General features: G+C 31.9%; 21 protein-coding genes and 1 tRNA gene. 18 read left to right on the forward strand and 4 right to left on the reverse strand.

Translation table 11 applies throughout. The annotated features are described in order from the left end of the window. Window positions 1–20: 20 nt before the first annotated feature. The 15 genes from NOU10_RS02710 (at window position 21) to NOU10_RS02780 (ending at window position 13712) form a co-directional block, all read left to right on the forward strand. On the forward strand, window positions 21–299 hold the full coding sequence (locus NOU10_RS02710; protein ID WP_003700030.1) for a YlbG family protein: 279 nt from the start codon (window positions 21–23) through the stop codon (window positions 297–299). A 10-nt stretch (window positions 300–309) separates the two neighbouring features. Then, entirely contained in the window at window positions 310–870 is a 561-nt protein-coding gene (gene rsmD / locus NOU10_RS02715) for a 16S rRNA (guanine(966)-N(2))-methyltransferase RsmD (RefSeq protein WP_081530350.1), read from the forward strand. Between the two features lie 2 nt (window positions 871–872). Then, complete coding sequence (coaD, locus tag NOU10_RS02720; RefSeq protein WP_255905924.1) at window positions 873–1355, forward strand: pantetheine-phosphate adenylyltransferase; 483 nt, start codon at window positions 873–875, stop codon at window positions 1353–1355. Next, a complete protein-coding gene (locus NOU10_RS02725) occupies window positions 1352–2386 on the forward strand; it encodes a SepM family pheromone-processing serine protease (RefSeq protein WP_087366205.1) in 1035 nt (344 codons plus the stop codon). The genes coaD and NOU10_RS02725 overlap by 4 nt, the downstream gene beginning before the upstream one ends. 310 nt (window positions 2387–2696) lie before the next feature. Beyond that, complete coding sequence (gene purC / locus NOU10_RS02730) at window positions 2697–3410, forward strand: phosphoribosylaminoimidazolesuccinocarboxamide synthase (protein ID WP_255905925.1); 714 nt, start codon at window positions 2697–2699, stop codon at window positions 3408–3410. A gap of 18 nt (window positions 3411–3428) precedes the next feature. Further along, a complete protein-coding gene (purS, locus tag NOU10_RS02735) occupies window positions 3429–3677 on the forward strand; it encodes a phosphoribosylformylglycinamidine synthase subunit PurS (RefSeq protein ID WP_041822741.1) in 249 nt (82 codons plus the stop codon). After that, window positions 3677–4351: a phosphoribosylformylglycinamidine synthase subunit PurQ gene (gene purQ / locus NOU10_RS02740; protein WP_255905926.1), complete on the forward strand. Its 675-nt coding sequence runs from the start codon at window positions 3677–3679 to the stop codon at window positions 4349–4351. Before purS ends, purQ begins: the two co-directional genes overlap by 1 nt. Window position 4352: 1 nt before the next feature. Then, window positions 4353–6578, forward strand: a complete 2226-nt coding sequence (gene purL, locus NOU10_RS02745) for a phosphoribosylformylglycinamidine synthase subunit PurL (RefSeq protein ID WP_255905927.1) — start codon at window positions 4353–4355, stop codon at window positions 6576–6578. Further along, complete coding sequence (gene purF, locus NOU10_RS02750) at window positions 6554–8005, forward strand: amidophosphoribosyltransferase (RefSeq protein WP_003707943.1); 1452 nt, start codon at window positions 6554–6556, stop codon at window positions 8003–8005. Before purL ends, purF begins: the two co-directional genes overlap by 25 nt. Then, window positions 8006–9043, forward strand: a complete 1038-nt coding sequence (gene purM / locus NOU10_RS02755; protein ID WP_081530352.1) for a phosphoribosylformylglycinamidine cyclo-ligase — start codon at window positions 8006–8008, stop codon at window positions 9041–9043. 12 nt (window positions 9044–9055) lie between these two features. Then, entirely contained in the window at window positions 9056–9643 is a 588-nt protein-coding gene (purN, locus tag NOU10_RS02760; RefSeq protein WP_003709972.1) for a phosphoribosylglycinamide formyltransferase, read from the forward strand. Window positions 9644–9654: 11 nt separating this feature from the next. After that, entirely contained in the window at window positions 9655–11193 is a 1539-nt protein-coding gene (gene purH / locus NOU10_RS02765) for a bifunctional phosphoribosylaminoimidazolecarboxamide formyltransferase/IMP cyclohydrolase (RefSeq protein ID WP_250200964.1), read from the forward strand. Between the two features lie 16 nt (window positions 11194–11209). Continuing rightward, window positions 11210–12466: a phosphoribosylamine--glycine ligase gene (gene purD / locus NOU10_RS02770; RefSeq protein WP_255905928.1), complete on the forward strand. Its 1257-nt coding sequence runs from the start codon at window positions 11210–11212 to the stop codon at window positions 12464–12466. 172 nt (window positions 12467–12638) lie between these two features. After that, window positions 12639–13196, forward strand: a complete 558-nt coding sequence (locus NOU10_RS02775) for an acyltransferase family protein (protein ID WP_255905929.1) — start codon at window positions 12639–12641, stop codon at window positions 13194–13196. 36 nt (window positions 13197–13232) lie between these two features. Next, window positions 13233–13712 carry a hypothetical protein gene (locus tag NOU10_RS02780; protein ID WP_255905930.1) on the forward strand — a complete coding sequence of 160 codons (480 nt, stop codon included), beginning with the start codon at window positions 13233–13235 and terminating at the stop codon, window positions 13710–13712. Between the two features lie 67 nt (window positions 13713–13779). Here NOU10_RS02780 and cls read toward each other — a convergent pair whose 3' ends face one another. Beyond that, the gene (gene cls / locus NOU10_RS02785; RefSeq protein WP_255905931.1) at window positions 13780–15273 is read right to left on the reverse strand and encodes a cardiolipin synthase; all 1494 of its coding nucleotides are present in this window, start codon (window positions 15271–15273) and stop codon (window positions 13780–13782) included. 112 nt (window positions 15274–15385) lie between these two features. Here cls and NOU10_RS02790 point away from each other — a divergent pair, with 112 nt between their 5' ends. Then, window positions 15386–16273 (forward strand): LysR family transcriptional regulator, encoded by an 888-nt coding sequence (locus tag NOU10_RS02790; RefSeq protein WP_081537941.1) that lies wholly within the window; start codon window positions 15386–15388, stop codon window positions 16271–16273. A gap of 147 nt (window positions 16274–16420) precedes the next feature. Here NOU10_RS02790 and NOU10_RS02795 read toward each other — a convergent pair. From NOU10_RS02795 to NOU10_RS02805, 3 genes are all read right to left on the reverse strand, one after another. Beyond that, a tRNA-Gly gene (locus tag NOU10_RS02795) sits at window positions 16421–16491 on the reverse strand. A gap of 47 nt (window positions 16492–16538) precedes the next feature. Next, window positions 16539–16748, reverse strand: a complete 210-nt coding sequence (locus tag NOU10_RS02800; RefSeq protein WP_003700056.1) for a hypothetical protein — start codon at window positions 16746–16748, stop codon at window positions 16539–16541. A gap of 67 nt (window positions 16749–16815) precedes the next feature. Beyond that, a complete protein-coding gene (locus NOU10_RS02805; protein WP_081534096.1) occupies window positions 16816–17505 on the reverse strand; it encodes a YjjG family noncanonical pyrimidine nucleotidase in 690 nt (229 codons plus the stop codon). A gap of 389 nt (window positions 17506–17894) precedes the next feature. On the opposite strand from NOU10_RS02805, the gene argS reads away from it, so the two are divergent. Together argS and NOU10_RS02815 are read left to right on the forward strand one after the other, a co-directional pair. After that, the gene (gene argS, locus NOU10_RS02810; RefSeq protein WP_113896154.1) at window positions 17895–19586 is read left to right on the forward strand and encodes an arginine--tRNA ligase; all 1692 of its coding nucleotides are present in this window, start codon (window positions 17895–17897) and stop codon (window positions 19584–19586) included. Between the two features lie 111 nt (window positions 19587–19697). Beyond that, window positions 19698–20387, forward strand: a complete 690-nt coding sequence (locus tag NOU10_RS02815; protein WP_255905932.1) for a helix-hairpin-helix domain-containing protein — start codon at window positions 19698–19700, stop codon at window positions 20385–20387. The last annotated feature ends 31 nt before the right edge of the window (window positions 20388–20418 follow it).

The following is a 20418-nucleotide window of genomic DNA, read 5'->3' on the forward strand; positions in this document are numbered from 1 at the left end:
AAAGTGAGGTGTGTAAAATAATGGAATTTAAAAGAGTAGAACGCCAGGGAGTAATTGTTTATTTGAAACATTTAAAACAAAGTAAACAATTACGGAAATTTGGAACTATTCACTATGTATCTCGAAAGATGAAATATGTTTTAATTTATATGAACGCTGAGGATGTTAATGAAGCTTTGCATAAACTAAAAAGCATGAAATTTGTATCGAAGGTTGAAATTTCACCTCGTAAAGAAATTGATAAGGATTTAGAACAAGTTAGAGGTACAGCAAGAGAAAATTTAGAAGATTTTGATTGAGGTAATTAGAATGAGAATTGTAGCAGGTGAATATGGTGGACGACGTCTAAAGGCAGTTCCAGGAATGAAAACCCGTCCAACTACAGATAAAGTTAAAGAAGCAATGTTTAATATTATTGGTCCATATTTTGAAGGTGGAAAGTCATTAGATCTATTTTCTGGAAGTGGTGGTTTAAGTATTGAGGGAGTTTCTCGTGGCATTGAAGAAGCAACTCTTATAGATAGACAATACCAGGCAATAAAAACTATTAAAGAAAATGTAGCAGTAACAAAGCATCCAGAAAAATTTAAAATTATAAAAGGGGATGCTAATAAAATAATTCATGTGCTAGCTAAAAAACAATTGAGTTATGATTTAGTTTATTTTGATCCACCTTATAAGGAACAAAAAATAGTAGAAATGATGTTAAAATTAGCAGAATTATCTTTACTTAATAAAAATGCGATTATTGTGTGTGAGACAGATCAGGAAGCTAATTTACCAGATGAAATATCAGGATTTAAGTGGATAAAAAAAGCAGATTATGGGATTACACAACTAAATATCTATGAGTTTGAAGGCGGTGAATAATAATGAAAGTTATTTTTCCAGGAAGTTTTGATCCTATTACAAATGGTCATATGGATTTAATTAGTCGTGCAAGTAAGTTATTTGATCAAGTTGTAGTAGTTATTTCCAATAATACTAGTAAACACTCATTATTTACTCCCAAAGAAAAATATCATCTTGTCACTGAAGCATTATCAAAATTTAGTAATGTATCAGTTGAACTTATTCAAACTGACTTAACTATCAATATAGTAAAAAAATTTAATGCGGATGCGATTATTCGTGGAATTAGAAATACAAGAGATTTCACGTATGAACAAGAAATAGCTTTAATGAATAAAAAGTTAGATAGTGATATTGAAACAATTACTTTATTTTCAAATCCAGAAGTAAGTTTTATTTCTTCAACCTTAGTTAGAGAAATTTCACAGTTTAATTTAGACAAATTGGTTGGGACGGTGCCAGATAATGTTATTGAGGCATTAAGAAAGAAGGTTAAGAATTGAAAAAAGTAAATAAATACATTGTTACTTTAACTATATTGGTAATAGTAGCTATTTTAATGTTTTTACCAATTCCCATTTACTTAGAGCAGCCAGGTGCAGCTGAAAGTATTAATCAATATGTAACGGTTAATGGTAAGACTAATAAGCAAAAAGGTGATTTCATGCTAGTTTATGTTGCTGTTCAAAAAGCAACACCACTAACATACTTATGGAGTTTTTCGCAAAAACATATTGATAGAGTATCAGCTGAAGAAATGACAGGTGGCAGTTCAGATGCAGAATTTGATAGAATTCAAGAATATTATATGCAAGATGCAGTGAACTCTGCCAAATATGTAGCTTTGAAACATGCAGGGAAAGAAGTTAGCCAAAAATATATTGGAATATATGTTATGTCTGTCTTAGATAAATCTGATTTTAAGAATAAAATTCAAGTTGGCGATACAATAACAAACGTTAATGGAAAACATTATAGTAATGCCACAGGATATCAAAATGCTTTAGCAAAAATTAAAGCCGGAGAAAAAGTAACTATTACTTATCAACGTGATGGAAAGAATCATAAGGCTATTGGTAAGACAATGAAATTACCACAAACTAAGAGAACAGGTATAGGGATAACACTGGCTAACCGTTCGAAAGTAAAAACCAATGAAAAGATATCCGCTAATATGGAAGGGATAGGAGGACCATCTGCAGGTTTAATGTTGTCTTTACAAATGTATTCGCAATTGTCGAAAAAAGACTTATTAAAAGGTAGAGATGTTGCAGGTACAGGTACTATTGATGCAGATGGAAAAGTTGGAGATATTGGTGGAATTGACAAGAAGGTTATCTCCGCTTCTAAAGCACATGCTAAAATATTCTTTGCTCCTGATAATCCTGTAAGTAAAGTGGTTAAGAAGTATGACCCGAATGCTAAATCAAATTATGAAGAAGCAGTTGAGACTGCAAAAGAAATTCATACAAAAATGAAAATTGTTCCAGTAAGATCATTTAATGATGCAGTTAATTATTTGGAAAATAATTAGTATAAATGGCGTTATAAAGATTGAAGAAATCTTTATAACGCCATTTTTTGCGAACTATCATATTATATATGTTTGTTAATTAAAAACGTATTATAAGTCTTTATATAAACTTAATTATACGTAATATATAAAAGATAGAGTTTATGTAACAGACTTAATCATTACCTTTTTTGTTAAAAATGAAATCGTTTTTTAAAAATAAAGTACATTTTATTTGTTGCATTATTCGTGTTTAATTGATAATATATGGTTTGTAAGGTTTATAAAATATATTTTTTATTTAAAAGACGAACAATAAGGAGATAGAATAATGTCTGAACTGTTATATGAAGGTAAAGCTAAGCAAATGTGGAGTACAGAAGATGAAAATGTATTAAGAGTAGTGTATATGGACCAGGCTACTGCACTCAATGGTAAGAAAAAGGATGTCATTAAAGGTAAGGGTCATGTTAACAATCAAATTTCAAGTTTAATCTTTGAATATTTGATAAAGAATAACATTCCTACACATTTTATAAAGAAGATTTCTGAGAACGAAGAATTAGTAAAAAAAGTTAAAATCTTCCCACTTGAGATAGTTACACGAAATGTTGCGGCAGGACATTTTTCAACTAGATATGGAGTAGAAGAAGGAAAGAAATTCAATAAACCTGTAGAAGAAATGTACTTCAAGAGTGATGAATTAGATGATCCATTCATTAACGAGTCACAGGCATTAGCATTAGAAATTGCTACTAAGGAAGATTTAAATAGAATCTGGGATTTATCTAGAAAAGTAAATACATTATTGACAGATTTATTTAAACAAGCAGGGATGAAATTAGTTGATTTTAAACTCGAATTTGGAACTTTAGCAGATGGTACATTAGTTTTAGCTGATGAATTTTCTCCAGATAATTGTCGTTTATGGGATTTAGAGGATAATCGTCATTTAGATAAAGATGTCTATCGTAGAGATATTGGTGATTTAACACCTGTATATGAAGAAGTATTAAATCGTTTGAAGAAAGTGCTAAACAAATAATAGGAGGAACACAACACCATGACAAAGGTACGTATTTTCGTAACATATAAGCAATCTGTTTTTGATCCACAAGGAGAAACAATTACTGAAGCTGTTCATTCTTTAGGACATGATGAAGTAAAAGAAATTAAAGTGGGAAAATTTTTCGATGTAACTATTGATAGTAAAGAAAAAGAAGTTGAAGAATCTGTAAAAGAAATTTCAGAACAATTATTGGTGAACTTTAATCTTGAAACATATCGTTATGAAATTATGGAGGAAGATTAATGAAAATAGCAGTTATCGTTTTTCCTGGCTCAAATTGTGATATAGACTTATACGAAGCATTACATACTGTATGTGATGCAGATGTTGAATATGTTTCATATAAGCAAGATAACTTAGATGGTTTTGATGCTGTAATGTTACCAGGGGGATTCTCTTATGGTGATTATCTTCGTTGTGGTGCAATAGCACGGTTCTCACCTATTATGCCAGCAGTAATAGAATTTGCAAAAAATGGTAAGCCAGTTTTTGGTACTTGCAATGGATTCCAAATTTTAACAGAGGTTGGTCTATTACCAGGAGCTTTGAAGAGAAATAACAGTTTGAAGTTTGTATGTAAAACAGTCGAATTAACTGTTGAAAATACTAATACACCATTTACTTCTTTGTATAAAAAAGGCGAAAAAATAAACTTACCTATTGCTCATGCTGATGGAAGTTATTATGCAGATGAAGAATTATTAGCAGAGCTTGAAGAAAATGGACAAGTAGTTTTTAGATATTCAAAAGGAAATCCTAATGGCAGTTTGAATGATATTGCTGGAATTACAAATAAGCAAGGAAATGTTTTAGGAATGATGCCACATCCTGAAAGAGCTGTTGAAATGTTATTAGGCAACGAAGATGGATTAAGAGTATTCAAATCATTACTAGAAGAAGGAAAGGTAAAAGGCTAATATGAATAAGGAATTAACACCTGAACAAATAAAAGAACAAAAGGTTTATCTAGAATGGGGCTTAACACAAAAAGAATACGAATATATTTGTGATAAATTATTAGGTCGCTTACCTAATTATACAGAAACTGGCCTTTTCTCTGTAATGTGGTCAGAACATTGCTCATATAAGAAATCTAAACCAGTACTTAAACTATTTCCAAATAAAAATGAACGTGTTTTGCAAGGCCCTGGTGAAGGTGCTGGTATCGTAGATATTGGCGATAATCAAGCAGTAGTTTTCAAGGCTGAAAGTCATAATCATCCCTCAGCTGTAGAACCTTATGAAGGTGCAGCAACAGGTGTTGGGGGAATTTTACGTGATATTTTCAGTATGGGAGCTAGACCAATAGCATCTTTAGATTCATTGCATTTTGGTGAAATTGATAATGCTAGAACTAAGTATCTTATCAATGAAGTTGTAGCTGGGATCGGTGGTTATGGTAACTGTATGGGTATTCCAACTGTTGCTGGAGAAATAACTTTTGATGGTTGCTATGCTGGAAATCCTTTAGTAAATGCAATGAGTGTTGGTATTTTAGACCAAAGTCATATTCAAAAAGGACAAGCTAAAGGTATTGGTAATGCAGTTATGTATGTGGGGGCTAAAACTGGTCGTGATGGTATTCATGGTGCAACATTTGCCTCTGCAGATTTTGCTGATGATAAGGAAACTCAACGTTCAGCTGTTCAGGTAGGTGATCCATTTATGGAAAAACTACTTATGGAAGCATGTATTGAATTAACAAATAATCACCAAGACTGGTTAGTTGGTATTCAAGATATGGGAGCTGCAGGTATTGTTTCATCTAGTTGTGAAATGGCTTCAAAAGCTAACAGTGGTATGGAATTAAACTTAGATATGGTTCCACAACGTGAAGAAGGAATGTCTGCTTATGAAATCATGTTGAGTGAGTCCCAGGAAAGAATGTTATTATGTGTCAAAAAAGGTCATGAAAATGATGTTAAAAAGTTATTTGAAGACTACAATTTAGAAGCTGTAGTTATAGGTAGAGTAACAGAAGGACATGATTACATATTACATCATAAAGGTGAAGTAGTTACAAATATACCAGTATCTACTCTAACGGATGATGTTTTAGAAGAACCTAGTGAAGAAAGAGTTCCTCAACGTATTTTAGATAATAAAAATAAAGATGCTTGGGTACCACAGTTATCTAGTGCAAAAGAAACATTAAAAGCTTTATTGCAACAACCAACAATTGCTTCAAAGAAGATGTTTACAGAAACTTATGATTCACAAGTACGAACAAGTACAGTTGTAGGACCAGGAAGCGATGCTGGTGTAATTCGTATTCGTGGAACTAAAAAAGCTTTAGCAATGACAACTGATGGAAATGGTCGTTTCATTTATTTAAATCCAGAAGTTGGTGGAAAAATAGCTGTTTTAGAAGCTGCAACAAATATTATTTCAAGTGGTGCTTTGCCATTAGCTATAACTGACTGTTTGAATTATGGTGATCCTAATGATCCTGAAATCTACTGGGAACTACATCAGTCTATTAATGGGATGGCTGAAGCTTGCAGAACTTTGGATACACCAGTTATTTCCGGTAATGTTTCTTTGTATAATGAAAATAACGGAGAAGCTATTTATCCTACTGCTATGATTGGTATGGTTGGATTAATTAAAGATGTTTATCGCACAGTACCATCTTTTGTTCAAAATGTAGGTGATAAACTTTACTTGGTAGGTAAAACAGGTAATGATTTTAATGGTTCCGAATTGCAAAAATTATTAAATAATAAGATCTCTGGTGATCTAAATAATTTTGATTTAGAAAAAGTTAACTCATATTTGAAGAACCTTTTAGCAGCTATGGAACAAGGTTTAGTTTCATCTTCTCATGACTTGAGTGAAGGTGGCTTGGGTGTTAGCTTAGCTGAAATGGTTTTTGGAACTGATAAGGGGATCAAAGTTAGTTTAGATATGAAAAAAGAACTATTATTCAGTGAAACTCCTGGACGATTAGTTGTTAGTGTTTCAAAGGGTAATGTAGCAGCTTTTGAAGAAATTATGGGTGAAGATATTACAGAAATTGGTGAAGTTCAAGCTGATCATCAATTAGATATAACTTTAATAAATGAAAACTTTGTTGCAGAAGTATCAGAATTAGAAAAACTATGGGAGGAGGCAATCCCATGTCTTATGAAATCAAAGGATTAAACGAAGAGTGTGGAGTCTTTGGAGTTTTTGGGGCTGAAAATGCAAGTCAATTGACTTATTTTGGTCTACATAGTTTACAACATAGAGGACAAGAAGGAGCAGGAATTGTTTCAAGTGATGGCGATAGACTACATCAACATCGCGATAGGGGATTATTAGCAAAAGTATTTGCTGACGAAAAAGACTTACTAAGATTAACTGGAGATAGTGCTATTGGTCATGTTCGTTATGGAACAAGTGGTAATAATTCTATCAATAACATTCAACCATTTTTATTCAGATTTCATGATGGTGATGTTGCTTTAGCTCATAATGGTAATTTGACCAACGCTGTAACTTTAAAGCGAGATCTTGAAGACAGAGGGGCAGTTTTTCAGTCAAATTCAGATACTGAAATTCTAATTCATTTGATTCGTCAAAAACAAAATTGCACTTTTATTGAAGCACTTAAGCAAAGTTTAAATGAAGTAAAAGGTGGATTTGCTTTTCTCTTATTACGTAAGGATAGTTTAATTGCAGCACTGGATCCGAATGGTTTTCGTCCTTTATCAATAGGACAATTAGATAACGGTGCATATGTAGTAGCAAGTGAAACTTGTGCGTTGGACACAGTAGGAGCAAAATTTGTTAGAGATGTGCAGCCGGGTGAATTAATTGTAATCAACAAAGATGGTATGAAGATAGATCGATATACTGATAAAACACAACTATCAATTTGTTCAATGGAATACATATATTTTGCCAGGCCTGATTCAATTATTCATGGTGTAACTGTGCATAATGCGCGAAAGAGAATGGGAAAACTTTTAGCTAAGGAACAACCAGCAGATGCTGATATGGTTATTGGCGTTCCTAACTCCTCATTATCGGCTGCTTCTGGATATGCAGAGGAATTGGGACTACCTTATGAAATGGGATTAATAAAGAATCAGTATATTGCTCGTACATTTATTCAACCGACACAAGAATTACGTGAACGTGGAGTAAAGATGAAGTTGTCAGCTGTTAGAGGGGTAGTTGAAGGCAAGCGAGTTGTTGTTGTAGATGATTCAATTGTTAGAGGAACAACTTCAAAGCAATTAGTAAAATTATTACGAGAGGCTGGAGCTAAAGAGGTTCATATGCGAATTTCATCTCCACCATTTAAGTTCCCTTGTTTCTATGGAATTGATATTTCAACTCGTTCAGAGTTAATGGCTGCAAATCATACTGTAGAAGAAATGTCAGATTTAATAGGTGCAGATAGTTTAGGATTTTTGAGTATACCATCCTTAATAAAGGCTATTTCTGTTAAAGGCGGTGCCGATTATCCTAATGGTGGATTAACGGTTGCTTATTTTGATGGTAAGTATCCAACTCCTTTATATGATTATGAAGAAGCTTACTTAACTTCTTTGAAATCACAACAAGAAAGAGAGGAAAAGTAAATGAGTCGCTATCAAGAAGCTGGAGTAGATATTCATGCGGGTTATGAATTAGTTAATAAAATAAAAAAAGATGTCAAATCTACTCAAAGAATGGGAACAACAGGAAATATTGGCAGCTTTGGTGGAACTTTTGACTTAAGTGTACTAAATGTTAAAGAACCTGTATTAGTTTCTGGTACTGACGGAGTAGGAACTAAGTTATTAATTGCACAAAAGATGGACAAGCATGACACCATAGGGATTGATTGTGTTGCTATGTGTGTAAATGATATTTTGGCTCAAGGAGCAGAACCTCTATATTTTCTAGACTATATTGCTACTGGAAAAAATGATCCAGATAAGATTGCGCAGATTGTTGCTGGAGTTGCTGAAGGTTGTAGACAAGCGGGAACTGCCTTAATTGGAGGAGAAACTGCTGAAATGCCAGATATGTATGCGAAAGATGAATATGATTTAGCAGGATTTTCCTCTGGTGTTGTAGAAAAAAGTAAGCTATTGACGGATGCTAATCCTCAAGAAAATGATATTTTGGTAGGCTTAGCTTCTAGTGGAATACATTCAAATGGTTTCTCCTTAGTTCGTCAAATTCTATTTAAGGATAATAAAATTGATTTATCTGAAAAAAGGGAAGAATTTGGTGGAAAAACAATCGGAGAAGTAATTTTAGAACCAACAAAAATTTATATAGACAGTGTTTTACCACTTGTAAAAGAAAATTTAGTAAATGGGATAGCTCATATTACAGGTGGGGGACTGATTGAAAATTTACCAAGAATGTTTGCTGATGATCTAACTGCTGAAATTGATGCAAGCTCTTGGAAAGTTTTACCAATTTTTGAATATCTTAAAAAATTAGGTAACTTATCACAAGATGATTGTTATGAAACTTTCAACATGGGTATTGGTATGGTTTTAGCAGTATCTGAAGATAAGTTAGAATCAGTAAAGAAATTATTAAGTGATAAAAACGAAGATTTCTATATTATTGGAAACTTGAGGAAAAGAAAAGGCAATGAAGAAAAAATCATTGTACATTAAGGAGCATAGGTGATGAGAGTAGCAATTTTTGCTTCAGGAAATGGAACTAATTTTGAGGTATTAGCAGATAAATTTGCTAAAAAAGAAATTACTGGAAATTTAGTATTGCTTTTTTGTGATCATCCTAATGCTCCAGTTATTAAAAGAGCTGAAAAATTTAACATTCCCTATGAAACATTTACAGTTAAAGAATGCGGCAATAAATTAGATTATGAAAAACGAATTGTTGAAGTGTTAAAGGCTCATCAAATAGATTTTATCGCTTTAGCAGGATACATGAGAATTATTGGCAAGCCAATACTAGATGAGTATGAAGGATCCATTATAAATCTTCATCCTGCATACTTACCTGAATATCAAGGGTTACATGCGATTGAAAGAGCATTTGCTGATCATAAAGAGCATAATAAGGATCAAACAGGAGTAACATTACATTATATTGATTCTGGTTTAGATTCGGGACCAGTTATATACCAAGAACATGTACCCATTTATCAAGATGATACTTGTGAAACTTTAGAAGAAAGAATTCATGAGTGTGAACATCGTATATATCCTAAAGTTTTAAACGAAGTTTTGTTAAGTAAGTCAAACAATTAAGGAGAATTAAAATGAAACGAGCATTAGTTAGTGTATCTGATAAAAATAATTTAGTACCATTTGTAAAGAAATTAGTAGAACATGATTTTGAAATTGTTTCAACTGGTGGAACTAAGAAATACTTAGATGAAGCAGGTATTAAGACTATTTCTGTTGAAGAAGTTACTCATTTCCCAGAAATTTTAGATGGACGAGTTAAAACTTTGAATCCTTATATTCATGGCGGTTTACTTGCAAGACGTGAGTTGCCAGAACATATGGAAACTTTAAAAGAACAAAATATTACACCAATTGATCTAGTATGTGTAAACTTATACCCATTTAAGCAAACTATCGAAAATCCTGAAGTAACCTTAGAAAATGCTATTGAAAATATTGATATTGGCGGACCAAGTATGCTACGCTCAGCAGCTAAGAATTATCGCGATGTAGTGGTTGTTGTAGATGCAAATGATTATGAAGGATTAGAGAAAGAATTAGATGAAAATGGAGAAATTTCATTAGAAACAAGATTTAAATTATCTGCTAAAACATTTAGACATACAGCAGCATATGATGCTTTAATTGCAGATTACTTAAGTAAACAAGTTGGTGAAAATAATCCAGAAAAATTAACACTAACATATGATTTGATTTCTTCAATGAGATATGGAGAAAATAGTCATCAAAAAGCATGGTTCTATGAAGATGCTATGCCTAAAGCATACTCCATTACACAAGCTAAGCAATTAAATGGTAAAAAGCTTTCATTCAATAATATACGCGATGCTGATGCTGCAATTAGAGCAATTAGAGAATTTGAGGCACCAACAGTTGTAGCTTTGAAACATATGAATCCTTGTGGAATAGGTCAAGCTGATAATATTGAATTAGCATGGGATAGAGCATATGAAGCTGATTCAATCTCAATTTTTGGTGGTGTAATTGCTTTAAATAGAAAAGTAGATTTAGCAACAGCAGAAAAAATGCATAAACTATTTTTAGAAATTATAATTGCTCCGGAATTCGATGCTGACGCTTTAGAAGTATTATCCAAGAAGAAAAATCTACGTTTATTACAACTTGATTTTACTAAAAAAGATGAAGATGTTCGCGATGAAACAGTTTCAATTATGGGTGGTTTGCTTCGTCAAGAACAAGACGTTATAGATGAAGATCCTAAGAATTGGGAAGTAGTAACAGAAAATGCTCCTAGTGATAGTCAATTAGAAACATTATTATTTGCTTGGAAAGCAGTTAAACATACTAAGTCTAATGCAATTGTTGTAGCAAACGATGAGAGAACATTAGGTATAGGAGCTGGACAACCAAATCGTATTGATTCTACAAAGATAGCAATTAAGCATGCTGGCGATTCACTAAATGATAAAGCTGTGTTAGCAAGTGATGCATTCTTCCCAATGGATGATTGTGTTCAATATGCTGCTGAACATGGGATTAAAGCAATAGTTCAACCTGGTGGATCAATTAGAGATAAAGATTCCATTGCTATGGCTAATAAGTATGGGGTAGCGATGGTATTCACAGGTGTAAGACATTTTAGACACTAATTAATGGAGTTATAAGATGAAAGAAAACGTAAATTTATTAGTTGTAGGTTCTGGTGGACGCGAACATGTAATTTGTAAAGCATTATTGAAAAGCAAGAAAGTTGCTAAAGTTTACTGTGCACCAGGTAATCCAGGAATGACTTTTGATGGTATTGAAGTTGTAGCAATAGATGAGTTGGACTTCGATGCGTTAAAGGGTTTTGTCTACGATAATAATATAGAATGGACTTTTGTAGGTCCTGAAGATGCTTTAGTTGCAGGAATTGTTGATTCCTTTAGAGAAGATAATTTAAAGATTTTCGGTCCAGAAAAACGTGCAGCACAATTAGAAGGATCAAAAAATTATGCGATGGAATTTATGGATAGGTATCATATTCCAACTGCTAAATTTAAAACCTATACTACCTCAGATGAAGCAATCGCAGGGTTGAAAGAATTTGACGAACCTGTAGTTATTAAAGAAGACGGATTAGCAGCAGGTAAAGGTGTTGTAATAGCTCAATCCTATCAAGAAGCTGAAGATGAAATTCGATTGATGTTTAGAAAAGGTCAGAAAAAAGTAGTACTTGAAGAATTCTTGGTTGGAAATGAATACTCTATGTTCTTAGTATTAAGTGATAAGGGCTATCGAATTTTACCAATGGCTCAAGATCATAAAAGAGCATACGATAATGATGAAGGTCCCAATACAGGTGGTATGGGTGCATATAGTCCTTTACCACAGTTATCTGATGCAGAATACCAAGCAATGATTACAGATATTGTAGAACCAACAGTGAAGGGACTAGAAGCTGGAGATTATCATTATCATGGAATTTTGTATATAGGTATGATAATGACAAAAGAAGGTCCTAAAGTTATTGAATATAATGTTCGTTTAGGAGATCCAGAAACTCAAGTAGTTTTACCTCGTGTAGAAAGTGATTTTGCTGAGTTGATAGATGCAGCTATTAATGATAAACAATTGCCAGAATTGAAGATTTCAGAAAAAGCATACTTAAATGTAGTAGTTGCAGGAGCAGGCTATCCTAAGCAAGCAGTGAAAGGACAAGCTTTACCTAAGTTGGAAAGTCAAAAAGATATATACACCATTTATGCAAATGTCAAGATTGAAGATGAGGTTGTATATGGTAACGGCGGTAGAATTTTATCAATCGTAGGTAAGGCATCTACAATTGAAGAAGCACATAAATTAGTCTACAAGTATTTGGAAAACTACAAGTGGAATGACTGTTTCTATCGTCATGATATAGGTGTAAAAGCTTTTAAATAATTATAATATAGTAAAAGTTGTACAATTATGTTTGTACAGCTTTTTTATTTTATTGATGGTTAGGGTTAATTAAGAGATACTTATTAGAATTCTATCTCAACTGATATTGACCTTTCTAACTTAACAACTTAAACTTGTAAATGAACATTTTTTAATTAAAGAGTTTATACTTGTGAAACGTAGAAATTATGGGATTGATTTATTACGAATAGTAGCGATGTATATGATTGTATTGTATCATTGCTTACTACTAGGTGGAGTCATTACTAAAGCAACACAAATTGGTATAGGAAGTATAAATTATGATATAAGTTGGCTATTAGATATATTATGTTATTGTGCAGTTAATTGCTATGCACTAATATCTGGTTATGTAGGGGTAAAAAGTAAATTTAAATTACAAAATATAATAAAACTTTGGTTTCAGGTATTATTCTATTCTGTAGTATTAAATATAATAATATGGGTAACAATACCAAATGTGCCTATTAATAAAGGGTTATTAATACAAATGTTAATGCCGATTTCTTTTGAAAGATACTGGTACTTCTCAGCATATTTTATTCTCTTTGCATTTATGCCTTTCTTGAATCTATTACTGAATAATCTAGATAAATCAATGACTACTAAGTTATTAATAACATTAATATTGGTATGTTCTTTTGGGGAAACTTTCATTTTTAGGGCTAAAACCTTCTTAAGCCTCCAGAGTGGATATAGTGCACCATGATTAATAATTTTATATTTAATTGGTGGATATATTAAATTGTATGGTTGGAAATTTTGGAAACACGATAAAACAGTGTATTTTTCAATGGCAATCCTTTCTTTTGCAGTTTTCCTATTGTTAGGTGGAGAACAATCACATGGACGTGTTCTAATAAATTATCCTGCACCTACAATGTTATTTATGGGGATAGCATTATTAAATATTTTTAGTAAGTTATCACTGAACTCTAGAATTATACAAGGAGTAAAATTATTTGCCCCATTGACATTTGGAGTATATTTGATACATATTCATCCCTTTGTAGCGGAGTATTTATTTAAAGATAGATTTGCTGATATAGCTCTAAATACGCCTGTCATGTTTATTGGGAAAATTATAATTTTTAGTTTATGTATTTATCTAGTTTGTTCGGTTATCGAGTTAGTACGTGCAAAGTTATTTGAATTATTAAAATTGAACGTATTGGCAAATGCAGTAGCAGCTTATATACAAAAACATTTAGAAAAATTAATTTAACTTCACAGTAAAAATACCCTCTAAGTATGCAATATAGCATATTAGAGGGTATTTTAGCTGAAGATAATTATAAAGTTGGAGAAAGTAATCTTGAGAAATATTGCTTAAATTTTAACCAACTAGATTGATTATCAAAGAACTCAGTAGTCAATTCTGTACAGTTATCTAAATCTTTTAAGAAAATATCTTTTAAATCTTTTGCTAATTTATCGTCATAACAGAAAGCATTGCCTTCAAAATTAAGCTTGAAACTACGAAAGTCCATATTAGCAGAACCAACAGAAGAAATGTGGTCATCAGAAACAACAGTTTTAGCATGTAGGAAGCCATTATCATACTGGTAAACTTTAACTCCATTTTCAACTAAGTACTTGGCATAGAATTGAGTAGCTCTGTAAACAAAAACATGATCAGGCATACATGGAATCATAATACGCACGTCAGTACCAGCTTTAGCAGAAATAATAAGGGCTTCGAGGACTGAATCGTCAGGAATTAAGTAAGGAGTTTGGATATAAACATAATCTTTAGCATTTGCAATGATATATTGGTATCCACGTTTAATTGATTGACGCTCACTATCTGGTCCCGAAGAAACAATTTGTATTCTGGTAGAGCCATTGGCTTGTTCGTTAGAATCCATAGGCATATATTTTTTAGTTGAAATATCTAAACGGGGTTTTTTAGTTTTCCGACAAGTAGTATTCCAATCCATTGAAAAACGTGCTTGCATTTCAAAAAGGGCAAATCCTTTGATACGAAGATGAGTATCGCGCCAGTAACCAAACTTTGGGGACTTTCCTAAGTATTGATCTCCAATATTAAACCCACCGATATAGCCAATATTACCGTCTATAATAACAAGTTTTCGGTGATCATGGTAGTTTAGCCTAGGTGTCGAAATTAACGCCTTAGATGCTGAAATAAAGGCTTGAGCATACCCTCCGAGTTCTTCTAAATGTTTGAAGAATTTGTAGGTAGTACCGTGTGAACCAAATAAATCGTATAAAACTCTAACTTCTACTCCCCGAGCAGCAGCTTCTTCTAGAGCTTTCAGTATTTTATTACCAATATCATCAGCGATAAAAGAATAGTATTCGATGTGAATATGGTGTTTAGCATTCTTTATATCACGAAGAAGAGATTCAAATTTTTCTTTTCCATCAGTAAAAATTTCTACTTGATTATTTTGAGTTATAAAAGCATCTTCTGATTCAAGGAAAAAATGAATTAGTGCACGACCAGTATCAGTAGTTTTTTCAGATGGAATTAGGGAATGTTTATTCCAGAGGCTTTTTTGTTCATTAGCTAACTTGGTAATTTGTTCCTGTTGTTCCTTCTTCATACTGAAAATTTGTTCATTAGAAATCTTTCTACCAGCGAAAAGGTACAAAGTGAAGCCGATTATAGGTAGTAATGTTAAAACTAATAACCAAGCCCATGTGGTTGCAATATCTCGTTTTTCACGAAAAACTGTCCAAATAGCTGCTATCAAGTTAGCAAAGAAAATAATTGCAATAATCCATAATGGATGAGTAATAAAAATAATGATAGCACTCACACCTTTCTAAAGATTTTAAAGTAATTATAACATTATCTTGAGTTTACGTCTTGAATAAGTAAGAAATTAAATGTAACATAAAAGCAAATTTTAGTAATGAGGATTAAATAATATGACAAATTTTAGTTACGAAGTTTTTAGTGAAGTTGCTAGACAAAAAACATTTATTGCTGCTGCTAAACAATTACAAGTTACACCTTCAGCAATTAGTCATTCAATTAATAGTTTAGAGAAAGATTTAGGATTCTCACTGTTTGTTAGGAGTAGAAGTGGCGTAAGACTCACACCTAATGGTCAAAGGGTATTACCGCTTATTCAAGATATTTTGAATGCTGAGGCTACTTTAAACGAAGAGGCTGCTCTAATTAATGGATTAAATAAAGGACGTGTAAGAATAGGAGCATTTAGTAGTGTATGCATTAATTGGTTGCCAGACATAATAAATAAATTTAAAAATATTTATCCTGATATAGAAGTAACGGTTTGGCAGGGAAATTTTAATGATGTTGTTGAACAAGTTAAATTAGGGATACTTGATATAGGTTTTAGTGCATTGCCAATTGAAGAAAATTTAGAAGTTATCCCATTATATAAAGACCCAATATATTGCATTACGCCACAAGACTTTAAACTTCATAGGGGAAAATCAATTACAAGAGATGATATAAAGAACGAAAAATTTATTTTACAACAAATTGATTATGATAGAGATACCAAAAGAGCTTTGGATACATATAATGTTTCTGTCAATTCACTACAGTATAGTATAGATGATGCTTCAATTATAGCGATGGTAGAAAGTGGTTTGGGACTAGGAATTTTACCAGAGCTTGCTTTACAAAATTTAAGTGGAAATGTTAATAGATATATTTTTAGTGAACATTTTTATCGAACAATATGTTTAGTAACACATCAGAAGAAACAGCAAACTCCATCCGTTAAAGCCTTTGTATCTATAATTGAAAACTATATTAGTGATAGATATGGAGATATTAATTAGAGATAGAATAAAAGCTCATCTATTCTCTAGAAAAAGGATTAGATGAGCTTATTTTCCATAATTACATTAAATTTTCTGGGTACTCTTTCAGACCTTAATGGATAATGAGTATCACTAGTAATGCGTCAAAGACTTGATAAATTAATAAGCGGGTAACGAGAATCGAACTCGCGACACCAGCTTGGGAAGCTGAAGTTTTACCACTAAACTATACCCGCAAGACATTGATAAGTATAACATAAAAATTTATCAATGTCAGTATATATTAAGCTGCTACTTTTTTCATATCAGAAAGGCGAACTACAGCACGATTATGAAAATCAGTTACTACAACAGAGTCTGCTTTATCATGTTCTACAATTGTAACCATTGCAGAATTTTCATAAATTTTTTCAATTGTACCGATAAAATCATGAGTTAAAGAAGCAAATTTTTTACATTTAACGCGATCGCCAATTTCAAACTTAGTTTCCATAAAAATCTCCTTATATTACTAATTATCCTAAGAATATTAGCAAATTTTATTTGAATATGCAAGACAATTAACCAACAATTTGTAAAATATCCTGTAATTTATTTACTTGATAAGTAGGGGTAATTTTCTTATCGATAGGAGATAATTTAGGATTGTACCAAATAGAGTCTATGTTAGCATTGTGCCCACCTTGAATGTCAGATGTAAGTGAGTCACCAATAATAAGCGTATCATCAGGATTGAATTCAGATAGCTCATTAAATACGTTCTTAAAAAATCTAGCATCTGGTTTTTGATAGCCAATTTTTTGAGAAATAAAGATATCATCAAAAAACGAATTGAATCCGGTGTTGCGTAAACGACGTTCTTGAACAAAATCTATACCGTTTGTAACGACGTATAATTTATGCCCAGATTTTTTTAAAGTAGAAAGTAAATCTTTTGCTCCAGGAATAGTATCAGTACCAGTTGATAAGAACTCTAAGTATTCTCTATTCAAACTAAGTCCATCGATATTAAGATTAAATTCCTTTTTAAAGAAAGTAGTAAAACGATTAGTCATGAGTTCTTGTCTACTAATTTCTCCCAATTCTAATTTTTTCCATAGACTTTGATTAAATTTTACATAATTATCTTTTACAGTATCAGTTAATTCAATTCCATGCTTTTCAAAAAGTAATTCTAGAGCTCGATTTTCAGTAGCATGAAAATCTAATAAGGTATCATCAATATCAAATAATAGGGTCGAGTAGCTCATGTGAAACCTCCAAAAATAGAAAATTTTCTTACATATTAAATTAAACTTCAGTAAATTTCAAGAAATAAATAAAAAAATCATAGATAGATTGACCTATAGATTAAGTTTTGTTATCATGTCTTCAGTAGTTTATTATGATTTATAACAGAGAATGAGTTTTCCCTGTGGTTTTGACTATTCTATGATAGAAATTAGTAGTTTATGAAAGTTCTAAGCGAGTCCAAGTTGGTGTGAGTTGGATAATGGAAGTAAATGAATCGCGTTTCTTAGAATAACAATTTAATATTTTTTGAGTGGATTACTAATCAAGTAGAGTGGTACCGCGGGAATTTCTCGTCTCTTGCATATTATTATGCAGGAGTTTTTTTATTTTTATATGGGAGGACAACATGGATTATAAAGTTAAAGTTGCTCAAGTTATTGAACAAGCTGTTGATGGAAAATTATCACAAGAAGATATTTTAGCTAAGATAGAAAAACCTAAGACACTTAATTTAGGGGATTATGCATTTCCTGCTTTTGTATTATCAAAAGTATTACGTAAAGCACCACAAATGATAGCTAGTGAATTGGTTGAAAAGATTGATCAAACAGGATTTGAAAAGGTAGAAGCAGTAGGACCATATGTAAATTTCTTTTTAGATAAAAAAGAATTCAGTAAAGATATATTATCTGAAGTTTTATCTGAAGGTTCTGCTTATGGTAACCAAGATTTAGGTCATGGTGGAAATGTTCCTATTGATATGTCTTCACCTAATATTGCAAAGCCAATGTCAATGGGACATCTACGTTCTACAGTTATCGGTAATTCTTTAGCATTATTACTTGAAAAAGTAAATTATAAGCCAATAAAAATAGATCATTTAGGTGATTGGGGAACACAATTTGGTAAATTAATTGTTGCATATAAACTATGGGGAAGTGAAGAAGAAGTTAAAGCTGACCCAATCAATAATTTATTGAAGTATTATGTTCGTTTCCATGAAGAAGATGTTAATAATCCTGAATTAGATGAAGAAGCACGTGAATGGTTTAAAAAGTTAGAAGATGGTGATGAAGAAGCACTTAAACTTTGGAAATGGTTCCGTGAAGAATCTCTAAAGAAATTTACTGAAGTATATGATCGCTTAAATATTACTTTTGATTCATATAATGGTGAAGCATTCTATAATGATAAAATGGATGAAATTACAGACTTGCTTCAAGAAAAGGGATTATTAAAAGAAAGTCAAGGGGCAGAAATTGTAGATTTAGAAAAATACGATTTAAACCCTGCTTTAATTAGAAAAACAGACGGAGCAACACTATATATTACTCGTGATTTAGCTGCTGCATTATATCGTTACCGTACATATGATTTCGTACAATCATTATACGTAGTAGGTCAAGAACAAACTAACCATTTTAAGCAATTGAAAGCTGTTTTAAAAGAAATGGGATACGACTGGTCAGATGATATTCATCATATTCCATTTGGATTAATTACATCCGGTGGTAAGAAGTTATCTACTCGTTCTGGACGTGTAATTTTATTAGAAGAAGTTTTAGATGATGCTGTTAAATTAGCTAATAAGCAAATCGAAGAAAAGAATCCAAACCTTGCTGACAAGGAAGAAGTGGCAGAAGCAGTAGGTGTAGGTGCTGTTGTCTTCCATGATTTGAAGAATGAAAGAATTAACAGTTTCGACTTTAACTTAGATGAAGTTGTTCGTTTTGAAGGAGAAACTGGACCATACGTACAATACTCACATGCTCGTGCCATGAGTATATTACGTAAAGCAGGCGATTTAGAATTAAATTCTGATAACTTAGAAATTAGTGATCCAGAAGCATGGCAAACATTACGTTTATTAGCTGCTTTCCCTGAAACAGTAAAGAAAGCTGTTAGTGAATATGAACCTTCTGTTGTTGCAAAATATGCAATTCATTTAGCGAAAGCATTTAATAAATACTATGCACATTCTAGAATTTTGAATGATGATGCTGAAAAGAATGCAAGATTAGCATTAGTACAAAGTGTTGCTACTACATTAAAAGAATCCTTACGTTTATTAGGTGTAAAAGCTCCTAATGAAATGTAATTTATATTTTAAACAAGTCTCAATGGAGGCTTGTTTTTTTGTATTTTTTTGAAAAAAATTTTTTTTTGCGTATTTATTAATCTTAGAGGGAACTTAAGAAAGGAATAAGTGATGAAAGAAGAGATAAAAGAAAAAATTCAAGAGTTTCTAGAAAATAATAAATGGCAAATAGTAACCATTGTAATAGCAATAATTGTAACATTAATTTTTGTTTTACCTACTAGACACTCAGATAGTGATACTTTTGAAATATCTAGTAGCAGTACATCTCAAATAAGTAAAGTTTCTACATCTGTGCGGCAAGTTAAATCTAGTGTGACTAGGAAGGAAATATTTGTAGATATTAAAGGAGCTGTTAAACATCCAGGTTTGTATAAAGCAAAATCAAATCAAAGACTAGCTTATATTATTCAACAAGCTGGAGGGTTAGAAAATAATGCGGATGTTAGTAAGCTTAATTATGCACATAAATTAAGTGATCAAATGATGATTTATGTGCCTAAGCAAGGAGAAAACTATACTGGTGATGTAATTATAGAATTACAATCGGAAGACACTATGAGTAGTGATACAAGTAATAACAATACAACCGAAGTGGCTGAAGATAACAATAAAATAAATCTTAATACTGCTACTAAAGAACAGTTAACCCAATTGAATGGAATAGGAGACAAGAAAGCTGAGCTGATTATTTCATATCGCGATGAGCACGGCAAATTTAAAACAATTGATGAACTAAAGAATGTTTCCGGTATAGGAGATAAAACATTTGCTGCAATCTCAGATAAATTAACAGTTTAAACTATGTTATACTAAATAAAAACATATTTGG

Origin of the sequence: Ligilactobacillus sp. MP3, assembly GCF_024436335.1 — a bacterium.
Classification (GTDB): Bacteria; Bacillota; Bacilli; order Lactobacillales; family Lactobacillaceae; genus Ligilactobacillus; species Ligilactobacillus salivarius.

What these genes read in the sequence shown, in the direction of transcription:
- purH (WP_250200964.1), top strand. Translation starts at nt 9,655, where the DNA reads ATGAAACGAGCATTAGTTAGTGTATCTGATAAAAATAATTTAGTACCA.
- NOU10_RS02815 (WP_255905932.1), top strand. Translation starts at nt 19,698, where the DNA reads ATGAAAGAAGAGATAAAAGAAAAAATTCAAGAGTTTCTAGAAAATAAT.
- purN (WP_003709972.1), top strand. Translation starts at nt 9,056, where the DNA reads ATGAGAGTAGCAATTTTTGCTTCAGGAAATGGAACTAATTTTGAGGTA.
- purM (WP_081530352.1), top strand. Translation starts at nt 8,006, where the DNA reads ATGAGTCGCTATCAAGAAGCTGGAGTAGATATTCATGCGGGTTATGAA.
- NOU10_RS02710 (WP_003700030.1), top strand. Translation starts at nt 21, where the DNA reads ATGGAATTTAAAAGAGTAGAACGCCAGGGAGTAATTGTTTATTTGAAA.
- purF (WP_003707943.1), top strand. Translation starts at nt 6,554, where the DNA reads ATGTCTTATGAAATCAAAGGATTAAACGAAGAGTGTGGAGTCTTTGGA.
- purL (WP_255905927.1), top strand. Translation starts at nt 4,353, where the DNA reads ATGAATAAGGAATTAACACCTGAACAAATAAAAGAACAAAAGGTTTAT.
- coaD (WP_255905924.1), top strand. Translation starts at nt 873, where the DNA reads ATGAAAGTTATTTTTCCAGGAAGTTTTGATCCTATTACAAATGGTCAT.
- NOU10_RS02805 (WP_081534096.1), bottom strand. Translation starts at nt 17,505, where the DNA reads ATGAGCTACTCGACCCTATTATTTGATATTGATGATACCTTATTAGAT.
- purQ (WP_255905926.1), top strand. Translation starts at nt 3,677, where the DNA reads ATGAAAATAGCAGTTATCGTTTTTCCTGGCTCAAATTGTGATATAGAC.
- NOU10_RS02800 (WP_003700056.1), bottom strand. Translation starts at nt 16,748, where the DNA reads ATGGAAACTAAGTTTGAAATTGGCGATCGCGTTAAATGTAAAAAATTT.
- argS (WP_113896154.1), top strand. Translation starts at nt 17,895, where the DNA reads ATGGATTATAAAGTTAAAGTTGCTCAAGTTATTGAACAAGCTGTTGAT.
- NOU10_RS02790 (WP_081537941.1), top strand. Translation starts at nt 15,386, where the DNA reads ATGACAAATTTTAGTTACGAAGTTTTTAGTGAAGTTGCTAGACAAAAA.
- purS (WP_041822741.1), top strand. Translation starts at nt 3,429, where the DNA reads ATGACAAAGGTACGTATTTTCGTAACATATAAGCAATCTGTTTTTGAT.
- purC (WP_255905925.1), top strand. Translation starts at nt 2,697, where the DNA reads ATGTCTGAACTGTTATATGAAGGTAAAGCTAAGCAAATGTGGAGTACA.
- purD (WP_255905928.1), top strand. Translation starts at nt 11,210, where the DNA reads ATGAAAGAAAACGTAAATTTATTAGTTGTAGGTTCTGGTGGACGCGAA.
- rsmD (WP_081530350.1), top strand. Translation starts at nt 310, where the DNA reads ATGAGAATTGTAGCAGGTGAATATGGTGGACGACGTCTAAAGGCAGTT.